The organism is Pseudomonas sp. Sample_14 (assembly GCF_004307515.1).
GTDB classification, from domain to species: domain Bacteria; phylum Pseudomonadota; class Gammaproteobacteria; order Pseudomonadales; family Pseudomonadaceae; genus Aquipseudomonas; species Aquipseudomonas atacamensis.
In genome coordinates, this window is the sequence record NZ_RCOC01000059.1 from 49147 (window position 1) to 67312 (window position 18166).

The 18166-nt window shown below is 62.1% G+C and carries 11 protein-coding genes; 8 read left to right on the forward strand and 3 right to left on the reverse strand.

Annotation, left to right across the window (positions count from 1 at the left end):
* Positions 1-54 precede the first annotated feature (54 nt).
* Together D8U61_RS13655 and rlmKL are read right to left on the reverse strand one after the other, a co-directional pair.
* Positions 55-2439, reverse strand: a complete 2385-nt coding sequence (locus D8U61_RS13655) for a diguanylate cyclase (RefSeq protein ID WP_130927108.1) — start codon at positions 2437-2439, stop codon at positions 55-57.
* 144 nt (positions 2440-2583) lie between these two features.
* The gene (rlmKL, locus tag D8U61_RS13660; protein ID WP_024012311.1) at positions 2584-4854 is read right to left on the reverse strand and encodes a bifunctional 23S rRNA (guanine(2069)-N(7))-methyltransferase RlmK/23S rRNA (guanine(2445)-N(2))-methyltransferase RlmL; all 2271 of its coding nucleotides are present in this window, start codon (positions 4852-4854) and stop codon (positions 2584-2586) included.
* A 530-nt stretch (positions 4855-5384) separates the two neighbouring features.
* On the opposite strand from rlmKL, the gene D8U61_RS13665 reads away from it, so the two are divergent.
* Positions 5385-5600, forward strand: coding sequence for a ribosome modulation factor (locus D8U61_RS13665; protein WP_003223300.1), 216 nt, complete (start codon positions 5385-5387; stop codon positions 5598-5600).
* Positions 5601-5899: 299 nt separating this feature from the next.
* Here the strand turns inward: D8U61_RS13665 and D8U61_RS13670 are convergent, their stop codons facing one another.
* The gene (locus tag D8U61_RS13670; RefSeq protein WP_130927109.1) at positions 5900-6919 is read right to left on the reverse strand and encodes a quinone-dependent dihydroorotate dehydrogenase; all 1020 of its coding nucleotides are present in this window, start codon (positions 6917-6919) and stop codon (positions 5900-5902) included.
* Positions 6920-7137: 218 nt separating this feature from the next.
* On the opposite strand from D8U61_RS13670, the gene D8U61_RS13675 reads away from it, so the two are divergent.
* The 7 genes from D8U61_RS13675 (at position 7138) to D8U61_RS13705 (ending at position 18157) form a co-directional block, all read left to right on the forward strand.
* Positions 7138-8349, forward strand: a complete 1212-nt coding sequence (locus D8U61_RS13675; RefSeq protein WP_130927110.1) for a CmpA/NrtA family ABC transporter substrate-binding protein — start codon at positions 7138-7140, stop codon at positions 8347-8349.
* Positions 8350-8364: 15 nt separating this feature from the next.
* Positions 8365-8940, forward strand: a complete 576-nt coding sequence (locus D8U61_RS13680; protein WP_007916390.1) for an ANTAR domain-containing protein — start codon at positions 8365-8367, stop codon at positions 8938-8940.
* A gap of 431 nt (positions 8941-9371) precedes the next feature.
* Positions 9372-10583, forward strand: a complete 1212-nt coding sequence (locus tag D8U61_RS13685; RefSeq protein WP_016773839.1) for a nitrate/nitrite transporter — start codon at positions 9372-9374, stop codon at positions 10581-10583.
* 7 nt (positions 10584-10590) lie between these two features.
* Positions 10591-12261 carry a bifunctional protein-serine/threonine kinase/phosphatase gene (locus tag D8U61_RS13690; RefSeq protein ID WP_130927111.1) on the forward strand — a complete coding sequence of 557 codons (1671 nt, stop codon included), beginning with the start codon at positions 10591-10593 and terminating at the stop codon, positions 12259-12261.
* 417 nt (positions 12262-12678) lie between these two features.
* Positions 12679-15132: a nitrite reductase large subunit NirB gene (gene nirB, locus D8U61_RS13695; RefSeq protein WP_016773837.1), complete on the forward strand. Its 2454-nt coding sequence runs from the start codon at positions 12679-12681 to the stop codon at positions 15130-15132.
* Complete coding sequence (gene nirD / locus D8U61_RS13700) at positions 15129-15446, forward strand: nitrite reductase small subunit NirD (RefSeq protein WP_016773836.1); 318 nt, start codon at positions 15129-15131, stop codon at positions 15444-15446. Before nirB ends, nirD begins: the two co-directional genes overlap by 4 nt.
* A complete protein-coding gene (locus D8U61_RS13705; RefSeq protein ID WP_130927112.1) occupies positions 15446-18157 on the forward strand; it encodes a nitrate reductase in 2712 nt (903 codons plus the stop codon). Before nirD ends, D8U61_RS13705 begins: the two co-directional genes overlap by 1 nt.
* The last annotated feature ends 9 nt before the right edge of the window (positions 18158-18166 follow it).

The window sequence follows — 18166 nt, forward strand, 5'->3', positions numbered from 1 at the left end:
CACCTTCAAACCCTGTGGGAGCAAGCTCGCTCCCACACTGGTTTTGCGCCAGGCTCAGCTCATCTCCCGCTCAACCCGATCCCGGCCATTCTGCTTCGCTGCGTAAACCCCTGAGTCAGCGCGCAGCAACAGCGCATCTGCGCCCTCCCCCGGGCGCCAGCTGGCGATGCCGAAACTGGCGGTGACCAAGCCGACCACATCCACCGGCGCGCTGCGCAAACCTTCCCACAACTCCATCGCCAGCATATAGGCGTGTTCGCCGTCGATGTCCGGGCACAGCACCATGAACTCTTCACCGCCCAAACGGCAGAACACGTCGGTACGGCGCAGGCGATGGCCGATCCGCTCGCAGACTGCCTGCAGCACGCGGTCGCCGACGGCGTGGCCGAACTGATCGTTGATGCGCTTGAAGTGGTCGATGTCGAGCATGATCACCGACAACTCACCGCCGCCACGCTCGACCCGGGCCATTTCGGTGGTCAGGCGTTCCTGGAAATAGCGGCGGTTGTGAATGCCGGTCAGCGAGTCGGTGATCGACAACGCGCGCAATTCTTCTTCCACGCGCTTGAGATCGGAGATATCCGAGATATAACCGTGCCACAGCACTCCGCCGCCCGGCAGCTCTTCCGGTGTCGCCTCGCCGCGCACCCAGCGCAGACCGCGCTCGGGCAGTTGCACGCGGTACTCCTCGCGCCAGGGGCTGAGATTTTCCGCCGATTCGCGGATCGAGCTGCGCACGCGAATCGCATCCTGCGGGTGGATACGACTGAAGATCGCCTCGGAGTCGAGCAGCAGCACATCCGGCTCCAGCTCGTAGATTTCGCGGATGCCATCGCTGGCGTAGATCACGCTGAAGCGTCCGTCGAATTCCATCTTGAATTGGTAGATGCCACCGGGAACATGGGCGCTGAGCTTCTTCAGCAATGTGTCGCGTGCTGCCAGCACCTCGTGCACTCGCTTGCGTTCGGTGATGTCGATGCAGATCGCCAGATGACCGACCCACAGGCCTTGTTCGTCAAGCACCGGGGTGGCGAGCATGTTCACCGGCAGATGACTGCCGTCGCTGCGCACCAGCGTCCACTCGCGCGCTTCATGGCCGCCGACTTCGCCGCCCTCGACCAGCATCGCGTGGCAAGTCGGAATGCTTTTGCCGTAGCGCGCACTCAACTCGGCCGAACGCGCCGCCAGCTCGCGAGGCAAATGCAGATTCTCCAGGGTCATGCGCCCAACGACTTCGGCGCTGCTGTAGCCGAGCATTTGCTCGGCGCCGGGGTTGAAGGTGTTGATCACGCCGCGCAGGTCGGTGGCAATGATCGCGACCTGAGTGGCGGCATTCAGCACGCCGCGCAGTTGACCGTGGGTGCCGCGCAATTCCTGCTCGCGCTCGTGCAACTCCTGCGTGCGCACCTCGACCAGGCGCACCGCGCGCTGGCGCTGGCTGACCAGCACGTAAAGCAAGGCGCTGAGCAGTGCGCTGAGCAAGCCGCCAAGAATGATCACGCTGCCCACCGACGAATGGTTGGCCTGCATGAAGGCGTAGCTTGGCAGGATATCGACCTGATAGTCGTGATCGGCCATGCGCAGCAAACGCGTCGCCGCCAGATCGCCGGGCACCGCTTCGTTGCTCGATTCGAACAGCGCCTCGTGCTGATCCTGGGTCGACAGGTCGAGAATGCGCACCGACAGGTAATCGTGCAGGGCATCGGGCAGTCCGTCGGCGAGCAACTGGCGCATGCTGATCACCGCCATCACATAGCCGAACGGCTGCGACTCTCCAGCGCGACTGACCGGCGCCAGCAGCAGCACACCACGCGCATACGACGGCTCGATCCCGACCAGATGCATCGGTTGCGACACCGCCATGCTGCCGAGCTGGTCGGCGCGTTGCAGGGTTTCGCGGCGCAAGGGTTGGGCGAGCAAGTCGTAGCCCAGCGGTGGCGCCAGTCGGCTTTGGGTCTGCGTGTAGAGCACCGGCACGTATTCATCGCGCGGCGGCGCCAGTTGCAATTCGCCTTTGGCGTCCAGTTCGCGAATGGTGAACTCGCTCAGGCCTTCGTCACGCACCTGCTGTTCAAACGCGGCCCGTTCAGCACCGCTGACTCGCGGCGCGTAAGTGTAGGCTTGGGTGCGCAGCAATAAGGGTCGGGAGTACCCGTCGAATTCGGCGCGGGACACTGACTCGGAATTGGCGAAGAACCGCCGCAGACCATCGAGACGTTGCTCCTGATCCTGAAAACGTTCGGCGATGCGGCTGTAGCGTTCGTTGGCCAGCAGTTGGAAACGCTGACGCGATTGTTGCTGAAACTGGTTGAAGGTGCCCCATGCGAGCAGCCCGGTGAGAATCCCGCCGGCAAGCAACACCAGCAAAGCGACCAGCCAGGCTGAGACGTCTTCACTGATGAAACCGAGGATTTTCGGGCGCACGGGGTGCAACGGCATAAGCACGACTCACTCCGCCAGATTTGCGGGAAAACCCCATTGGCGGTGTGTGAGTTATAGCTATTAGCCACTAATTTAGCTAGCACCGCTGGATCCACCGAGCCGTTAAAAATCAACGCTCTGTGGATCCAACCAGTGAACGCGTCAACGAGCCGTGATTTTCCAGGCGCGGTGGATCTTGGTATTGCGGGCGAAATCCGGATCAATGGTCTGCGCGCTGATTTCCTCGACCGCATAACGCTCGGCGAGGTTTTCCTCCAACTGGAACTTGCGGAAGTTGTTGGAGAAATACAGCACGCCACCCGGTGCCAGCCGCGCCATCGCCAAGTCGATCAACTGCACCTGATCGCGCTGCACATCGAAGATGCCTTCCATGCGCTTGGAGTTGGAGAACGTCGGCGGGTCAATGAAGATCAGGTCGTATTCGTCACGGCTGCTTTCCAGCCACGCCATCACATCGCCCTGCTCCAGACGGTTCTTGTCCGAGAAACCGTTCAACGACAAGTTGCGCCGCGCCCAGTCCAGATAGGTTTTCGACAGGTCGACGCTGGTGGTGCTGCGCGCGCCACCCTTGGCCGCGTGCACGCTGGCGGTCGCGGTGTAACAGAACAGATTGAGGAAGCGTTTGCCGGCCGCCTCTTTCTGAATGCGCATGCGCATCGGCCGGTGATCGAGGAACAGGCCGGTGTCGAGGTAGTCGGTGAGGTTGACCAGCAACTTCACGCCACCTTCATTGACCTCGACGAACTTGCCCTGCGCAGCCTGACGCTCGTACTGCTTGGTGCCGCTCTGCCGCTCGCGGCGCTTGACCACCACGCGGTTCTTGTCGACGTTCAACGCCTGCGGAATGGCCGCCAGCGCATCGAACATGCGCGCCGAGGCTTTTTCCGGGTCGATGGATTTCGGCGCGGCGTATTCCTGAACGTGCACCCAGTCGTGGTACAGGTCGATGGCCATCGCGTATTCCGGCATGTCGGCATCATAGACGCGGTAGCAATCGATGCCTTCGCGCTTGACCCACTTGCCCATCGCCTTGAGATTTTTCTGCAAGCGATTGGCAAACATCTGCCCGCCTTCACTCAAGCGCGGCTGTTCAATCACTGGCGCCGGGGCTGGCGTCGGCTTGATCGGGTTGCCGTTCTTGTTGAACTTGCGCTCTTGCGGCTCGTCCGGGGTCTGATCGTAAGCCGCTTGCTCGCGCTCGGCCTGACGCTGTTCCGGAGTGCGACGTTCGCCAGTGACGAACTGATCGGGCAGAACCTTGATCAGCAGCAGTTTGCACGGCAGCGCGCCGTTCCAGAACGAATACTGTTTGTGGCTGCGGATACCCATGCGCTTGCCCAGATCCGGGGCGCCGGTGAACACCGCCGCTTCCCAGTTCAGGCAGGCCTGACGCAGACGCTCGCCGAGGTTCTGATAGAGATACAGCAGGCTGGCTTCGTCACCGAGACGCTCGCCGTACGGCGGGTTGCAGATCACCAGACCTTTCTGGTTCTGATCCGGGCGCGGCTCGAAGGTCGCCACTTCGCCCTGGTAGATCTTGATCCACTCGCTGAGGCCGGCGCGTTCAACGTTGTTGCGGCCTGGCTGAATCAATCGTGGATCGGCTTCGTAACCGCGAATCCACAGCGGCGGTTTGGCCAGACCGGCGGCGGCACGCTCGACGGCTTCTTCATGGAGTTTTTTCCAGAGTGCCGGCACGTGACCGAGCCACGCGGTAAAGCCCCACTGCTCGCGACGCAGGTTCGGCGCCATGTCGGCGGCAATCATCCCGGCTTCGACGAGGAACGTACCGACACCGCACATCGGGTCAGCCAGTGCGCCACCTTCGGCAGCAATACGCGGCCAACCGGAGCGAATGAGGATTGCCGCCGCGAGGTTTTCCTTCAGCGGCGCCGCGCCCTGCTGCAAGCGATAGCCGCGCTGGTGCAGGCTGTGGCCGGAAAGGTCGAGGGACAGAATCGCTTCGCCGCGATCCAGACGCAGGTGGATACGCAGGTCCGGGTTGAGTTTGTCGATGGATGGACGATCGCCCTGCGGCGTGCGCAGTTTGTCGACGATGGCGTCTTTGACTTTCAGCGCGCCGAAGTGGGTATTGTCGATGCCCGAGCCGTGGCCGCTGAATTCAACGGCCAGGGTGCCGTCGCTGAGCATGTGATCCTGCCAGTCGATGTCGAGCACGCCGTGGTAGAGGTCTTCGGCGTCCTTCATCGGGAAACGCTTGAGCACCAGCAACACGCGGTTGGCCAGACGCGACCAGAGGCACAGGCGATAGGCGGTTTCCATGGTCGCCATGCCACGCACGGCGGAGGTGTGCTCGCGCGCTTCTTCAAGGCCAAGCCCGACGGCTTCCTCGATGAGCAGGCCTTCAAGGCCTTTGGGGCAAGTGAGGAAGAGTTCGAAACGATCGGACATGGTAATTCCAGAGCCTTTGGCTAGTGGGCCGGCAACGCATTGCCGACCCGGTTTTCAATCAGGCGCTTTTCTGAAAGAGCGCCCGCGTGGCACGAAGGTGTGCCGTTCCATCCCCGCTGCTCGGGTTAAAAGAGCTTAGATGCCGGGACAGATAAAAAAGTTGGTGCAACAAAAAGACTGAAAGCGACCCTTCGTCGAATATTACCCAAGCGCAAACGTGGGTCATTCTCACTAAAGGATTAACCCCCTGAGTCAGCGGGGCGCCGATCATACCGGGGTTTGCGCATTGAACGTTGGATAAATACGCGGTTACTTATCGCCATAGCATCCTTTACGTTACGTGCTTATGACAAAACGATCATTCCCTCGGTGTGACTCATTGGTTAGAACTGAGCACAGGTTGACGTCGCAACGGCGTCAACACCTTGGCTCGCCACGCCGGCAGCGAGCCGCACGATGGCAGGTTTTTTCTGCCAGACCTCAATTGAGGTCAACGCGACACTACAGTCAACAAGTGAGGGAAACACCCTATGAGAAGACTTAAGCGTGATCCGTTGGAAAGAGCATTTTTGCGCGGATATCAATATGGCGTTGGTGGCAAATCCCGTGAGCTTTGCCCATTTACTCTACCGTCGGTACGTCAAGCCTGGATCAACGGCTGGCGAGAAGGACGCGGCGACAACTGGGACGGTATGACCGGCACTGCGGGAATCCACAGACTCAACGAACTTCACGCCGTCGGCTGACACAGGGCATTTATTCCGACACGACAATCTGAATTTGCAATGAATTAACCACGCACGTCCTTCCCGGACGGCGGGCTACGGCCCAGGGGCTCCTTCGAGGAGCCCTTTTTAATGCCTGCAAAAAGGGTTAACCGGGTTCCACGTGGCGAGGGGATTTATCCCCGCTCGGCTGCGCAGCAGTCGCGAATTCGGAATTTCAATTTAACTGGCATATCAATGTGCAAGGTTTGGGGCTGCTGGGCAGCCCAGCGGGGATAAATCCCCTCGCCACAAAGGCTCCGACAAGCTCTCGGCAATCCTCAGCGCAACGCGGCGATCGCATCCACCGATTCACGAATCAGCGCCGGGCCTTTGTAGATGAAGCCCGAATAGATCTGCACCAGGCTCGCGCCAGCAGTGATTTTCTCCGCCGCGTGTTTGCCCTCGGTAATGCCGCCCGCGGCAATGATCGGCAAACGCCCGGCCAATTCGCCCGCCAGCACTTTCACGGTGTGGGTGCTCTTCTCACGCACCGGCGCACCCGACAGACCGCCCGCCTCGTCGCCATGCTCCATGCCTTCGACGCCGACACGGCTCAAAGTCGTATTGGTGGCGATGACCGCGTCCATGCCGGTTTCGATCAACGCCTGGGCAACCTGCGCAGTTTCTTCGTCGGTCATGTCCGGCGCGATCTTGATCGCCAGCGGCACATGCTTGCCGTGACGCAGGGCCAGTTCGGCGCGACGGGTGGCCAGATCAGCGAGCAATTGCTTGAGCGAGTCACCGAACTGCAGGCTGCGCAGGCCCGGGGTGTTTGGCGAGCTGACGTTGACGGTGACGTAGCTGGCGTGGGCGTAAACCTTGTCCAGGCAGATCAGGTAATCGTCGACCGCACGCTCGACCGGAGTGTCGAAGTTCTTGCCGATATTGATGCCCAGCACGCCCTGGTATTTCGCCGCAGCGACCCGCGCCAGCAGGTTATCCACGCCAAGGTTGTTGAAGCCCATGCGGTTGATGATCGCCTCGGCTTCCGGCAGGCGGAAGATTCGTGGTTTCGGGTTACCCGGCTGCGGACGCGGGGTCACGGTGCCGATTTCGACAAAACCGAAACCCAGTTGCGCAAAGCCATCGATGGCCGCGCCGTTCTTGTCCAGACCTGCCGCCAGCCCTACCGGGTTCGGAAAATCCAGCCCCATGACGGTCACCGGCATTTTCGCCGGTGCCTTGCACAGCAAGCCGTTGAGGCCCAAACGTCCACCCGCGCCGATCAGATCCAGCGACAGATCGTGGGAGGTTTCCGGGGAAAGTTTGAACAACAGCTGACGGGCCAGGGTGTACATGGGCGGCAATGACTCGGGCGGCGAAAAGAGGCGGCGATTATAGCCGGGCATCGTCCCCCGGCGCGAGGCGCCTGCGCGAATCAGGCGACTGGCATATGCCTTGCACCACCCCGCTCATCAGTCTGCCGACCAATGACGGCGCGCAGACCAGGACAATGGCGTCGTCCCCGGGTTTTGCCTGCGCAGAATCCGGGACGACGTTTTTTTTGAGGTAGCGTATGAACGAAACGTCCTTGGGGCCTCTGGCCTGGGTCAATGGCAGCGACGCGCCGGAAAAGAGCGCGATCAATCTCGGCTTCATGGCGCTGAGCGACTGCGCCTCGGTGGTGGTCGCCGCCACTCAGGGCTTCGCCCAGCCCTACGGCCTGACCCTGAACCTCAAGCGTCAGGCGTCATGGGCCAACTTGCGCGACAAACTGGTCAGCGGCGAACTGGATGCCGCGCACAGCCTGTACGGACTGGTTTACGCGGTGCACCTGGGCATCGGCGGCGTCGCCCCCACCGACATGGCAGTGCTGATGGGTCTGAACCAGAATGGCCAGAGCCTGAACCTGTCCCATGGTTTGCAACAGGCTGGCGTGAACAGTCCTGAAGCGCTCGATCGGCATGTGCACCAAAGCCGCGCAAAACTGACCTTCGCCCAGACCTTTCCCACCGGCACCCATGCGATGTGGCTTTATTACTGGCTGGCGAGCCAGGGCATTCATCCGTTGCAGGACGTCGACAGCGTGGTCGTGCCGCCGCCGCAAATGGTCGCGCACCTGCAAGCCGGGCGCATCGACGGCTTTTGCGTCGGCGAGCCGTGGGCGGCCAGCGCCGTGCAGCAGGATCTCGGTTTCACCCTGGCGACCAGCCAGAGCATCTGGCCCGACCACCCGGAAAAAGTCCTCGGCTGCACCCGCGAATTCGTTGAGCAATATCCCAACACCGCGCGGGCGCTGGTCATGGCCATTCTTGAGGCCAGCCGCTTCATCGAAGAGAGCCCGGAAAACCGCCGCAGCACTGCGCAATTGCTCAGCGCCACCGAATACCTCGACACCCCCGCCGCGTGCATCGAGCCGCGTTTTATGGGTGACTACGCCGATGGCCTCGGTAATCGCTGGCAGGATCCGCATGCGCTGCGTTTTCATGGCGATGGCGAGGTCAATCTGCCGTACCTCTCCGACGGCATGTGGTTCATGACCCAGTTTCGTCGCTGGGGTCTGTTACGCGAGGATCCGGATTATCTGGCCGTCGCCCGTCAGGTTCAGCGTCTGGATCTGTACCGCGAGGCTGCCAGCGCGGTCGGCGTTGCGACTTCGTACGCAGACCTGCGCAGCAGCCAGTTGCTCGACGGCAAGGTCTGGGACGGCAGCGACCCGGCGGGCTATGCGCGCAGTTTCAAGCTGCATGCCCTGAGCGACGCCGCCCCGCTTCTCGCCCAGCGCTGACAGGAGACCGCGAACATGTTGCGCATTCTGCTGATCAACGACACCGCGAAAAAAGTCGGACGCCTCAAAGCGGCACTGACCGAGGCCGGCTTCGAAGTGATCGACGAGTCCGGCCTGACCATCGACCTGCCGGCGCGCGTCGAAACGGTGCGCCCGGATGTGATCCTGATCGATACCGAGTCACCGAGCCGCGATGTCATGGAGCAAGTGGTGCTGGTCAGCCGCGACCAGCCCCGGCCGATCGTGATGTTCACCGACGAACATGACCCGGGGGTGATGCGTCAGGCGATCAAGTCCGGGGTCAGTGCCTACATCGTCGAAGGCATTCACGCACAACGGTTGCAGCCGATTCTCGATGTGGCGATGGCGCGCTTCGAGAGTGACCAGGCCCTGCGCGCGCAATTGCAGGCCCGTGACCAGCAACTGGCCGAGCGCAAGCGCATTGAACTGGCCAAGGGTTTATTGATGAAGATGAAGGATTGCAACGAGGAAGAGGCCTATACGCTGATGCGCCGCCAGGCGATGAGCCGCCAGCAGAAGCTGATTCAGGTGGCGGAGCAGATCATTGCCATGAGTGAGTTGCTGGGCTGAAATTTTCGCTGCAAATCAAGAGCCCCTCACCCTAGCCCTCTCCCGGAGGGAGAGGGGACCGACCGCGTTGTCTTGCGCTGTCCGCCGACCTGAACGACCGAGTCGATTATGGATTCACTCGAAATCGTTCAGATCGGCAAATGATTCGGCCATCCCCCGCTCGGTTCCCTCTCCCTCTGGGAGAGGGCTAGGGTGAGGGGCTTTTGCTTTTCAGCTGTTGGCACAAATCTCGCTAAGTAAACCGCACAGGTAACCAACGGCGGTTGCCCCACCTACGACAAAGACGTCGCTCACCCCGTTCGCCCCTCGGCGAATCAGGTAGCGGCGTTTTTGCGTTTTGGCCCCACAGAGCGGGGCCGGTGGTGCGGCCGTGAGGCGCTCCACCTGCTGTGCATGACTCCTTTCGAGACTCTTTTCAGCCGAGGTGCGCGATGAATTCAAGCTTCTGGAAATCCGGCCATACCCCGACCCTGTTCGCGGCCTTCCTGTATTTCGACCTGAGCTTCATGGTCTGGTACCTGCTCGGCCCGCTGGCGGTGCAGATTGCCGCCGACCTGCACCTGACCACCCAGCAGCGCGGCCTCGTCGTCGCCACGCCGATTCTCGCCGGCGCGGTGTTGCGCTTCGCCATGGGCATGCTCGCTGATCGCTTGTCGCCGAAGACCGCCGGACTGATCGGCCAGGTCATCGTCATCTGCGCGCTGTTCGGCGCCTGGAAGCTGGGCATCCACAGTTATGAACAGGCGCTGATCCTCGGCCTGTTCCTCGGTATGGCCGGCGCGTCGTTCGCCGTGGCCCTGCCGCTGGCCTCGCAATGGTATCCACCTGAACATCAGGGCAAAGCCATGGGCATCGCCGGCGCCGGCAACTCCGGCACCGTGTTCGCCGCGCTGCTGGCGCCAGTGATTGCCGCCGCGTTCGGCTGGAGCAATGTCTTCGGTTTCGCCCTGATCCCGCTGGTTCTGACCTTGGTGCTGTTCGCCCTGTTGGCAAAAAACGCCCCGCAGCGGCCAAAACCGAAAGCCATGGCCGACTACTTCAAGGCCCTCGGTGATCGCGACAGCTGGTGGTTCATGTTTTTCTACAGCGTCACCTTCGGCGGCTTCATCGGCCTGGCCAGCGCCCTGCCCGGTTACTTCAACGATCAATACGGTCTGAGCCCGGTGACCGCCGGCTATTACACCGCTGCCTGCGTGTTCGGCGGCAGCCTGATGCGGCCGCTGGGTGGCGCGCTGGCCGATCGCTTCGGCGGCATCCGCACCTTGCTGGCGATGTACACCGTCGCTGCGATCTGCATCGCAGCGGTGGGCTTCAATCTGCCAAGTTCCTACGCGGCGCTGGCGCTTTTCGTCTGCACCATGCTCGGCTTGGGCGCCGGCAACGGTGCGGTTTTCCAACTGGTGCCACAGCGTTTTCGTCTAGAGATCGGCGTGATGACCGGGCTGATCGGCATGGCCGGCGGTATCGGCGGCTTCGCCCTCGCGGCGGGCATGGGCGCGATCAAGCAAAGCACCGGCAGCTATCAACTGGCGCTGTGGTTGTTCGCCAGCCTCGGTGTGTTGGCGTGGTTTGGCCTGCACGGCGTCAAGCGTCGCTGGAGAACCACCTGGGGCTCGGCGGCAGTAACGGCGGCGCGGGTCTGAAGCCTCAATGGCCCTGCAACTGAGCTTCGCCGAAGCCAGCGCCACCGGCCCGCGCGCGGAGAATCAGGACGCCCTGCGTTCAGTGACACCGGCGCCGGCACTGGCGGTGAGCAAGGGTTATCTGTTCGCCATCGCCGACGGCGTCAGCCAGTGCGCCGATGGCGGCCTGGCCGCGCGTTCGACCTTGCAGGCGCTGGCGCTGGACTACTACGCGACGCCGGAAACCTGGAGCGTGGCCCAAGCGCTGGATCGCCTGCTGCTCGCGCAAAATCGCTGGCTGCAGGCCAACGGTGGTGGGCAACCGCTGCTGTCCACGGTCAGCGCGCTGGTGATGCGCGGTCGACGCTTCACCCTCGCCCATGTCGGCGATTGCCGGGTCTATCGCTGGCACGCCGAGCGCTTGCAGCGCATCAGCGAGGATCACGTCTGGGAGCAACCGGGCATGCAACACGTGCTCAAACGTGCGCTCGGGCTCGATCAGCATCTGGTCATGGATTTCCTCGACGGCGAACTGCGTGAGGGCGAAAGCTTCGTTTTGCTCAGCGACGGCGTCTGGTCGACCTTGGGCGATACCGCAATCGCGGCGATTCTGCGCGATCAAGTGGATCTGCCCAGCGCGGCGCAAACCTTGGTCAACGCCGCGCATCTGGCCGGCAGTCAGGACAACGCCAGTGCCCTGCTGGTGCGCGTCGATGCGCTGGGCGAAGCGAGCATCGGCGATGCGCTGGTGCAATTGCAGCAATGGCCACTGCCGCCAACGCTGAAACCCGGGCAAGCGTTTGAAGGCTGGCAGGTCCAAGGCATCATCGGCCAGAGCCAGCAATCATTGCTGTATCGCGTGCTCGATAGTCAGGGCCAGCCTTGGCTGTTGAAGACCTTGCCGACGCGCCTGGCCGACGACCCGCAGGCCGGGCAGGCATTGCTGTCGGAGGAATGGTTTCTCAAGCGCGTGGCCGGCCGGCATTTTCCGCAAATCCATGCCTGCACTCAGCGTCAGCATTTGTATTACGTCATGCGCGAATACGCCGGGACGACGCTGGCCGACGTGTTTCAACAGAGCGGCCCGTTGCCTTGGGCGCAGTGGCAGGACATCGCCGAGCGGCTATTGCGCGCGGTCGGGCTGCTGCATCGACGGCAGATTCTGCACCGCGACATCAAACCGGAAAACCTGTTGCTGGGGGATGATGGCGAGCTGCGCCTGCTGGATTTCGGTCTGGCTTATTGTCCGGGACTGTCGGAGGACGCGCCGTCGACCCTGCCGGGAACGCCTAGTTTCATCGCCCCGGAAGCGTTTCGCGGCGAACCACCGAGTGCACAACAGGATTTGTATTCTGTCGGTGTCACCCTCTATTACCTGCTCACCGGGCATTTTCCCTATGGCGAAATCGAAGCGTTCCAGCGGCCCCGATTCGGCGTGCCGGTGAATGCCAGTCGCTATCGCCCGGACCTGCCGGACTGGCTGGCGCAAAGCCTGGAACGCGGCGTCGCCGCCGATCCGCAGCAACGCTTCGAAACCGCTGAAGAGTGGCTGCTGGTGCTGGAACAGGGTGAGCGGCAAAGTTTGAGTGTGCGGCCCCGGCCTTTGTTGGAGCGGGAGCCGTTGAAGGTCTGGCGGACCATGGCGTTGCTGGCGTTGCTGGGGAATGTAGTGCTGCTGGTTTTGTTGTTTCACAGTTGAATCGCGCCGCGCCATTCGCGAGCAAGCTCGCTCCCACAGGGCATTTGTGTCGTTCGCAGACACCTTGTGGGAGCGAGCCTGCTCGCGAAGGCATTCGGTGTGACACCGCTTAACCCCCAGAATTAACGCGCCACGAACGAGCAACACGCCTCGATTCGGTGCAAAAAACCTCCTGTCACAACCCGAACACCCAATAAAACCGCGTCCACCCAAGTTGGCACAACCACTGCATTACCCTTTTCACCATACATAAAGCCCAACCTTCAACGACGAAGGCTGCGCTTCCCGAGAGAACGGGACCAGGACAAAGGCGTCCTCGCTAGGCAACTAGCGGGACGCCTTTTTTTGTTTGCGCAAAATTTGTCGAGCAAGGCCCGACGGCCCACCAGAGGCCAGCCGCAGCTCCCGGAGAACCTGATGAAAAAACTCAAACTGGTGATGATCGGCAATGGCATGGCCGGGGTGCGTACCCTGGAAGAACTGCTCAAGCTGAGCGACGAGCTCTACGACATCACCGTCTTCGGCGCCGAACCGCACACCAACTACAACCGCATCCTGTTGTCGCCGGTGCTGGCCGGTGAGCAGACTTTCGAAGAGATCGTCCTCAACGACCTCGACTGGTATCTGGAAAACAACATCAAGTTGCTGCTCAACCGCAAAGTGGTGGAGATCGACCGGGTCAAACGCCGAGTGATCGCCGAGGACGGCACCGAAGCCGAGTACGACCGTCTGCTGATCGCCACCGGCTCGACTCCGTTCATCCTGCCGATTCCCGGCAACACCTTGCAGGGCGTGATCGGCTATCGCGACATCGCCGACACCCAGGCCATGATCGACACCGCCAGGACCCACAAGCACGCCGTGGTCATCGGCGGCGGTCTGCTCGGCCTCGAAGCGGCCAACGGCCTGATGCTGCGCGGCATGCACGTGACCGTGGTGCACCTCGGCGAATGGCTGCTGGAGCGGCAACTGGACAAGACCAGCGGCCAGCTTCTGCAATCGGCGCTGGAATCCCGTGGCCTGCACTTTCGCCTGTGCGAACAGACCCAAGCCCTGCACGATGCCGGCAATGGCCGGGTCGGCTCGGTGCAGTTCAAGAACGGCGACATCATTCCTGCCGATCTGGTGGTGATGGCCGCCGGCATCCGCCCCAACACCGAACTGGCAGAAAAGGCCGGCATTCCGTGCAATCGCGGGATTCTGGTCAACGACACCCTGCAAACCTACGACCCGCGCATCTACGCAATCGGAGAATGCGCCAGCCATCGCGGCATCGCCTACGGCCTCGTTGCGCCGCTGTTCGAACAAGCCAAGGTCTGCGCCAATCACCTCGCGCAACTGGGTTTCGCTCGCTATCAGGGCTCGGTGACTTCGACGAAATTGAAAGTCACCGGCATCGACCTGTTCTCCGCCGGCGATTTCATGGGCGGCGAAGGCACCGAGACCATCACCCTCTCCGACCCGATCGGCGGCGTGTACAAAAAACTGGTGATCAAGGATGACGTGCTGGTCGGCGCCTGTCTGTACGGCGATACGGCAGATGGCGGTTGGTATTTCCGGCAGATTCGTGAGAATCACGCCATCGGCGAGATCCGCGATCACCTCATGTTCGGCGAAAACGCTTTAGGCGACGTAGGACATCAGGGCCAGGACAAAGCCATGGTCATGGCCGACAGCGCCGAAGTGTGTGGCTGCAACGGTGTGTGCAAGGGCACCATCGTCAAGGCGATTCAGGAACACGGCCTGTTCAGCGTCGATGAAGTGAAGAAACACACCAAGGCTGCCAGCTCCTGCGGTTCCTGCGCCGGCCTTGTTGAACAGATCCTGATCAATACGGTGGGTGGCGCGGCCGACGTCAAACCGAAAAGCGAAAAAGCCATCTGCGGTTGCAGCGACCTCAACCACGGGCAGATTCGTCAGGCGATCCGCCAGGAACACCTGCTGACCATCGCCGAGACCATGAGTTACCTGAACTGGCGCACGCCCAATGGCTGCGCGACCTGTCGCCCGGCGCTCAACTACTACCTGATTTCCACCTGGCCGGGCGAAGCCAAGGACGACCCGCAATCGCGTCTGATCAACGAACGCGCCCACGCCAACATCCAGAAGGACGGCACCTATTCGGTGGTGCCGCGCATGTGGGGCGGCGTGACCAATCCGTCGGAACTGCGGCGGATCGCCGATGTAGCCGACAAGTACAACGTGCCGATGGTCAAGGTCACCGGCGGTCAGCGCATCGACTTGCTGGGGATCAAGAAGCAGGATCTGCCCGGCGTCTGGAAAGACCTCGACATGCCGTCCGGCCACGCCTACGGCAAATCCATCCGCACCGTGAAAACCTGCGTCGGCAGCGAGTTCTGCCGCTTCGGCACACAGAACTCGACGCAACTGGGCATCGAACTCGAGCACGACCTGTTCAACATGTGGTCGCCGCACAAAGTGAAGCTGGCCGTGTCCGGCTGCCCACGCAACTGCTCGGAAGCGGGCATCAAGGACGTAGGAATTATCGGCGTCGACTCCGGCTGGGAGATGTACATCGGTGGCAACGGCGGGATCAAGACCGAAGTCGCCGAGTTCTTCGTCAAGCTCAAGACTGCCGAGGAAGTCCGTGAATACAACGGCGCGTTCCTGCAGCTCTACCGCGAAGAAGCCTTCTACCTCGAACGCACCGTGCACTACCTGCAACGGGTCGGCATGGAGCACATCAAGAAGAACGTGCTCGAAGACGCCGAGCGGCGCAAGGCCCTGAATGAGCGGCTGCAATTCTCCCTGTCGTTCGAACAGGACCCATGGAAGGAGCGGCTGGCGCAGCCGCAACTGAAGAAAGAATTCGACGTGATCCCCGTGAAAAACCTGGAGGTGCCGGCATGAACTGGCTCGATATCTGTGCGCTGGAAGAGATAAACGCCCTCGGTTCGCGGATCATTGCCGGACCGAAAGGTGACATCGCGATTTTTCGTACAAGCGACGACGAGGTTTTCGCCCTCGATGACCGCTGCCCGCACAAGGGCGGGCCGCTGTCGCAGGGTCTGATCTATGGCAAACGCGTGGCCTGCCCGCTGCACAACTGGCAGATCGACCTCGAAACCGGCGAAGCCCAGGCGCCGGACATCGGCTGCGCCCATCACCATCCGGCGCGGGTCGAGAATGGCCGGGTGCAACTGGCCCTGCGGGACGCCATCTGATGAACCGCCAGACGACCGCCTCGACCTGCTGTTACTGCGGGGTCGGCTGCGGCGTACTGATCGAGCATGACGGCGAGCGCATCCTCGGCGTCAGCGGCGATCCGGCGCACCCGGCCAACTTCGGCAAACTGTGCAGCAAAGGCTCGACGCTGCACCTGACCGGCGACCTCGCCGCCCGCGCCTTGTACCCGGAACTGCGCCTGGGCAAAGGCCTTGCGCGCAGCCGTACTGACTGGGATACCGCCCTCGACCACGCGACCAACGTGTTTGCCGAAACCATCGCCGAACACGGCCCGGACAGCGTGGCGTTCTACATCTCCGGGCAGTTGCTCACCGAGGACTACTACGCCTTCAACAAACTGGCGCGGGCGCTGGTCGGCACCAACAACATCGACAGCAATTCGCGGCTGTGCATGTCTTCGGCGGTGGTCGGCTACAAACGCAGCCTCGGCGCCGACGCGCCGCCGTGCAGTTACGAAGACCTGGAGCTCAGCGACTGCGTGATGATCGTCGGCAGTAACATGGCCTACGCCCATCCGGTACTTTTCCGTCGACTGGAGGAAGCCAAATCCCGTCGCCCGCAGATGAAAGTCATCGTTATCGACCCGCGTCGCACAGACACCTGCGATTTGGCTGACCTTCATCTGGCGATTCTTCCGGGCACCGATGTCGCCTTGTTCCATGGGATTTTGCATCTGCTGTTGTGGGAAGACTGGATCGATCGCGATTTCATCAAGGCGCACACCGAAGGCCTCGCCGAACTCAAGACGCTGGTCCGCGATTACACCCCGCAAATGGTTTCGCAGCTGTGCGGCATCAGCATCGAGCAGCTGCAGCAATGCGCAGAATGGGTCGGCACGGCGCCGAGCTTCCTGTCGCTGTGGTGCATGGGCCTGAATCAGTCCACCGCCGGCAGCGCAAAAAACAGTGCGCTGATCAATCTGCACCTGGCCACCGGGCAAATCGGCCGGCCCGGTGCAGGACCTTTCTCACTTACCGGTCAGCCGAACGCCATGGGCGGGCGGGAAACCGGCAGTTTGTCCAATCTGCTGCCCGGTCACCGCGATGCCGCCAACCCGGAGCATCGCGCCGAGGTGGCGGCGTATTGGGGCGTGGAGAGCTTGCCCGAGGCGCCGGGCCTGAGCGCCATCGAACTGTTCGAAAACCTGCGCAGCTGCAAAATCAAAGCACTGTGGATTGCCTGTACCAATCCGGCGCAATCGATGCCCGATCAGAGCGCAATCCGCGCAGCGCTTGAGGCCTGCCCTTTTGTGGTATTGCAAGAAGCCTTTCGCACCACCGAAACCGCTGCATTTGCCGACCTGCTGTTACCCGCCGCCAGTTGGGGCGAGAAAGAAGGTTCGGTGACCAACTCCGAACGGCGCATTTCCCACGTGCGCAAAGCGGTTGTCGCACCGGGCGAAGCGCGACCGGACTGGGCGATCACGGTGGATTTCGCACAGCGTCTGGAGAAACGTCTGCGCCCCAAGCAGCCAAGCCTGTTCGCTTTCGATCAACCTTCGCAGTTGTTTGATGAATTCAAAGCGCTGACCCGTGGGCGAGACCTGGATCTGTCCGGGATCAGTCATGCCTTGATCGACGAGATCGGTCCGCAGCAATGGCCCTTCCCTGCCGGCGCCCGCCAAGGCACGCCACGCTTGTACGGCGACGGCATTTTCCCTACGGCCAATGGCCGCGCGCAGTTCATTGCCGATCCGTATCGCGCCGCCAAGGAACAACGCGACGCGCGCTTCCCGCTGACTTTGATCACCGGTCGCCTGCGTGACCAGTGGCACGGCATGAGCCGCACCGGCACCGCCGCGCAATTGTTCGGCCACGTCAGCGAAGCCGTGCTGAGCCTGCACCCTGACGAAATGCGCCGGCACCGCTTGCAGCCCGGTGATCTGGTCAATCTGAAAAGCCGCCGTGGCGCCGTGATTGTTGCGGTCGGCAGCGACGACAGCGTGCGTCCGGGCCAGGCGTTCCTGCCGATGCACTGGGGCGATCGCTATCTCAAGGGCGGCGTCAACACGCTGACCTTGCCGGCGTTTGATCCGCTGTCCAAACAACCGGAGCTCAAGCACAGCGGCGTGCGTCTGGAGGCAGTCAACCTGCCGTGGCAACTGTTCGCCTTGATCGAGGGTGATGTTCAACGGCATTTCGAGACGCTACGGCCGCTGTGTGAGGCGTTTTCCTACGTCAGCCTCAGCCTTGTCGGGCGTGAGCGGCCAGCGTTGCTGATACGCGCTGCACACGCTGAGGCGCCCGATCCACAGTTGCTGGGCGAGATCGACCAGTGCCTGTCCTTGCTGGATGGCCCGGTTCTGGCCTATGACGATCCGCGTCGCGCCATTGGCAAGCGCGTGCGCATCGAAAACGGCCGTATCACCGCCATTCGCCTGGCCGGCGAAACCCTTGCGCAACACTGGTTGCAGAGCCTGTGGCTGGAGGGCCGCGCCGACCAACAACTGCGGCGCTGGCTGCTCGCGCCGATGAGCGCGCCGCCAGGCGCTGTCGGCGCCATTGCAAGCGACAAGACCTTGTGCAATTGCGAAAACGTCAGCCTCAACGCAGTCTGCGCCGGCATTCGCCAGGGCCTGGATCTGCAAGGCCTGAAAAACAATCTCCGATGCGGTACGCAATGCGGTTCCTGCGTGCCGGAAATCAAGCGTCTGCTGGCTGCCGAAGCGCAGCCGGTCGCGGTCATTTAACGAGGACAA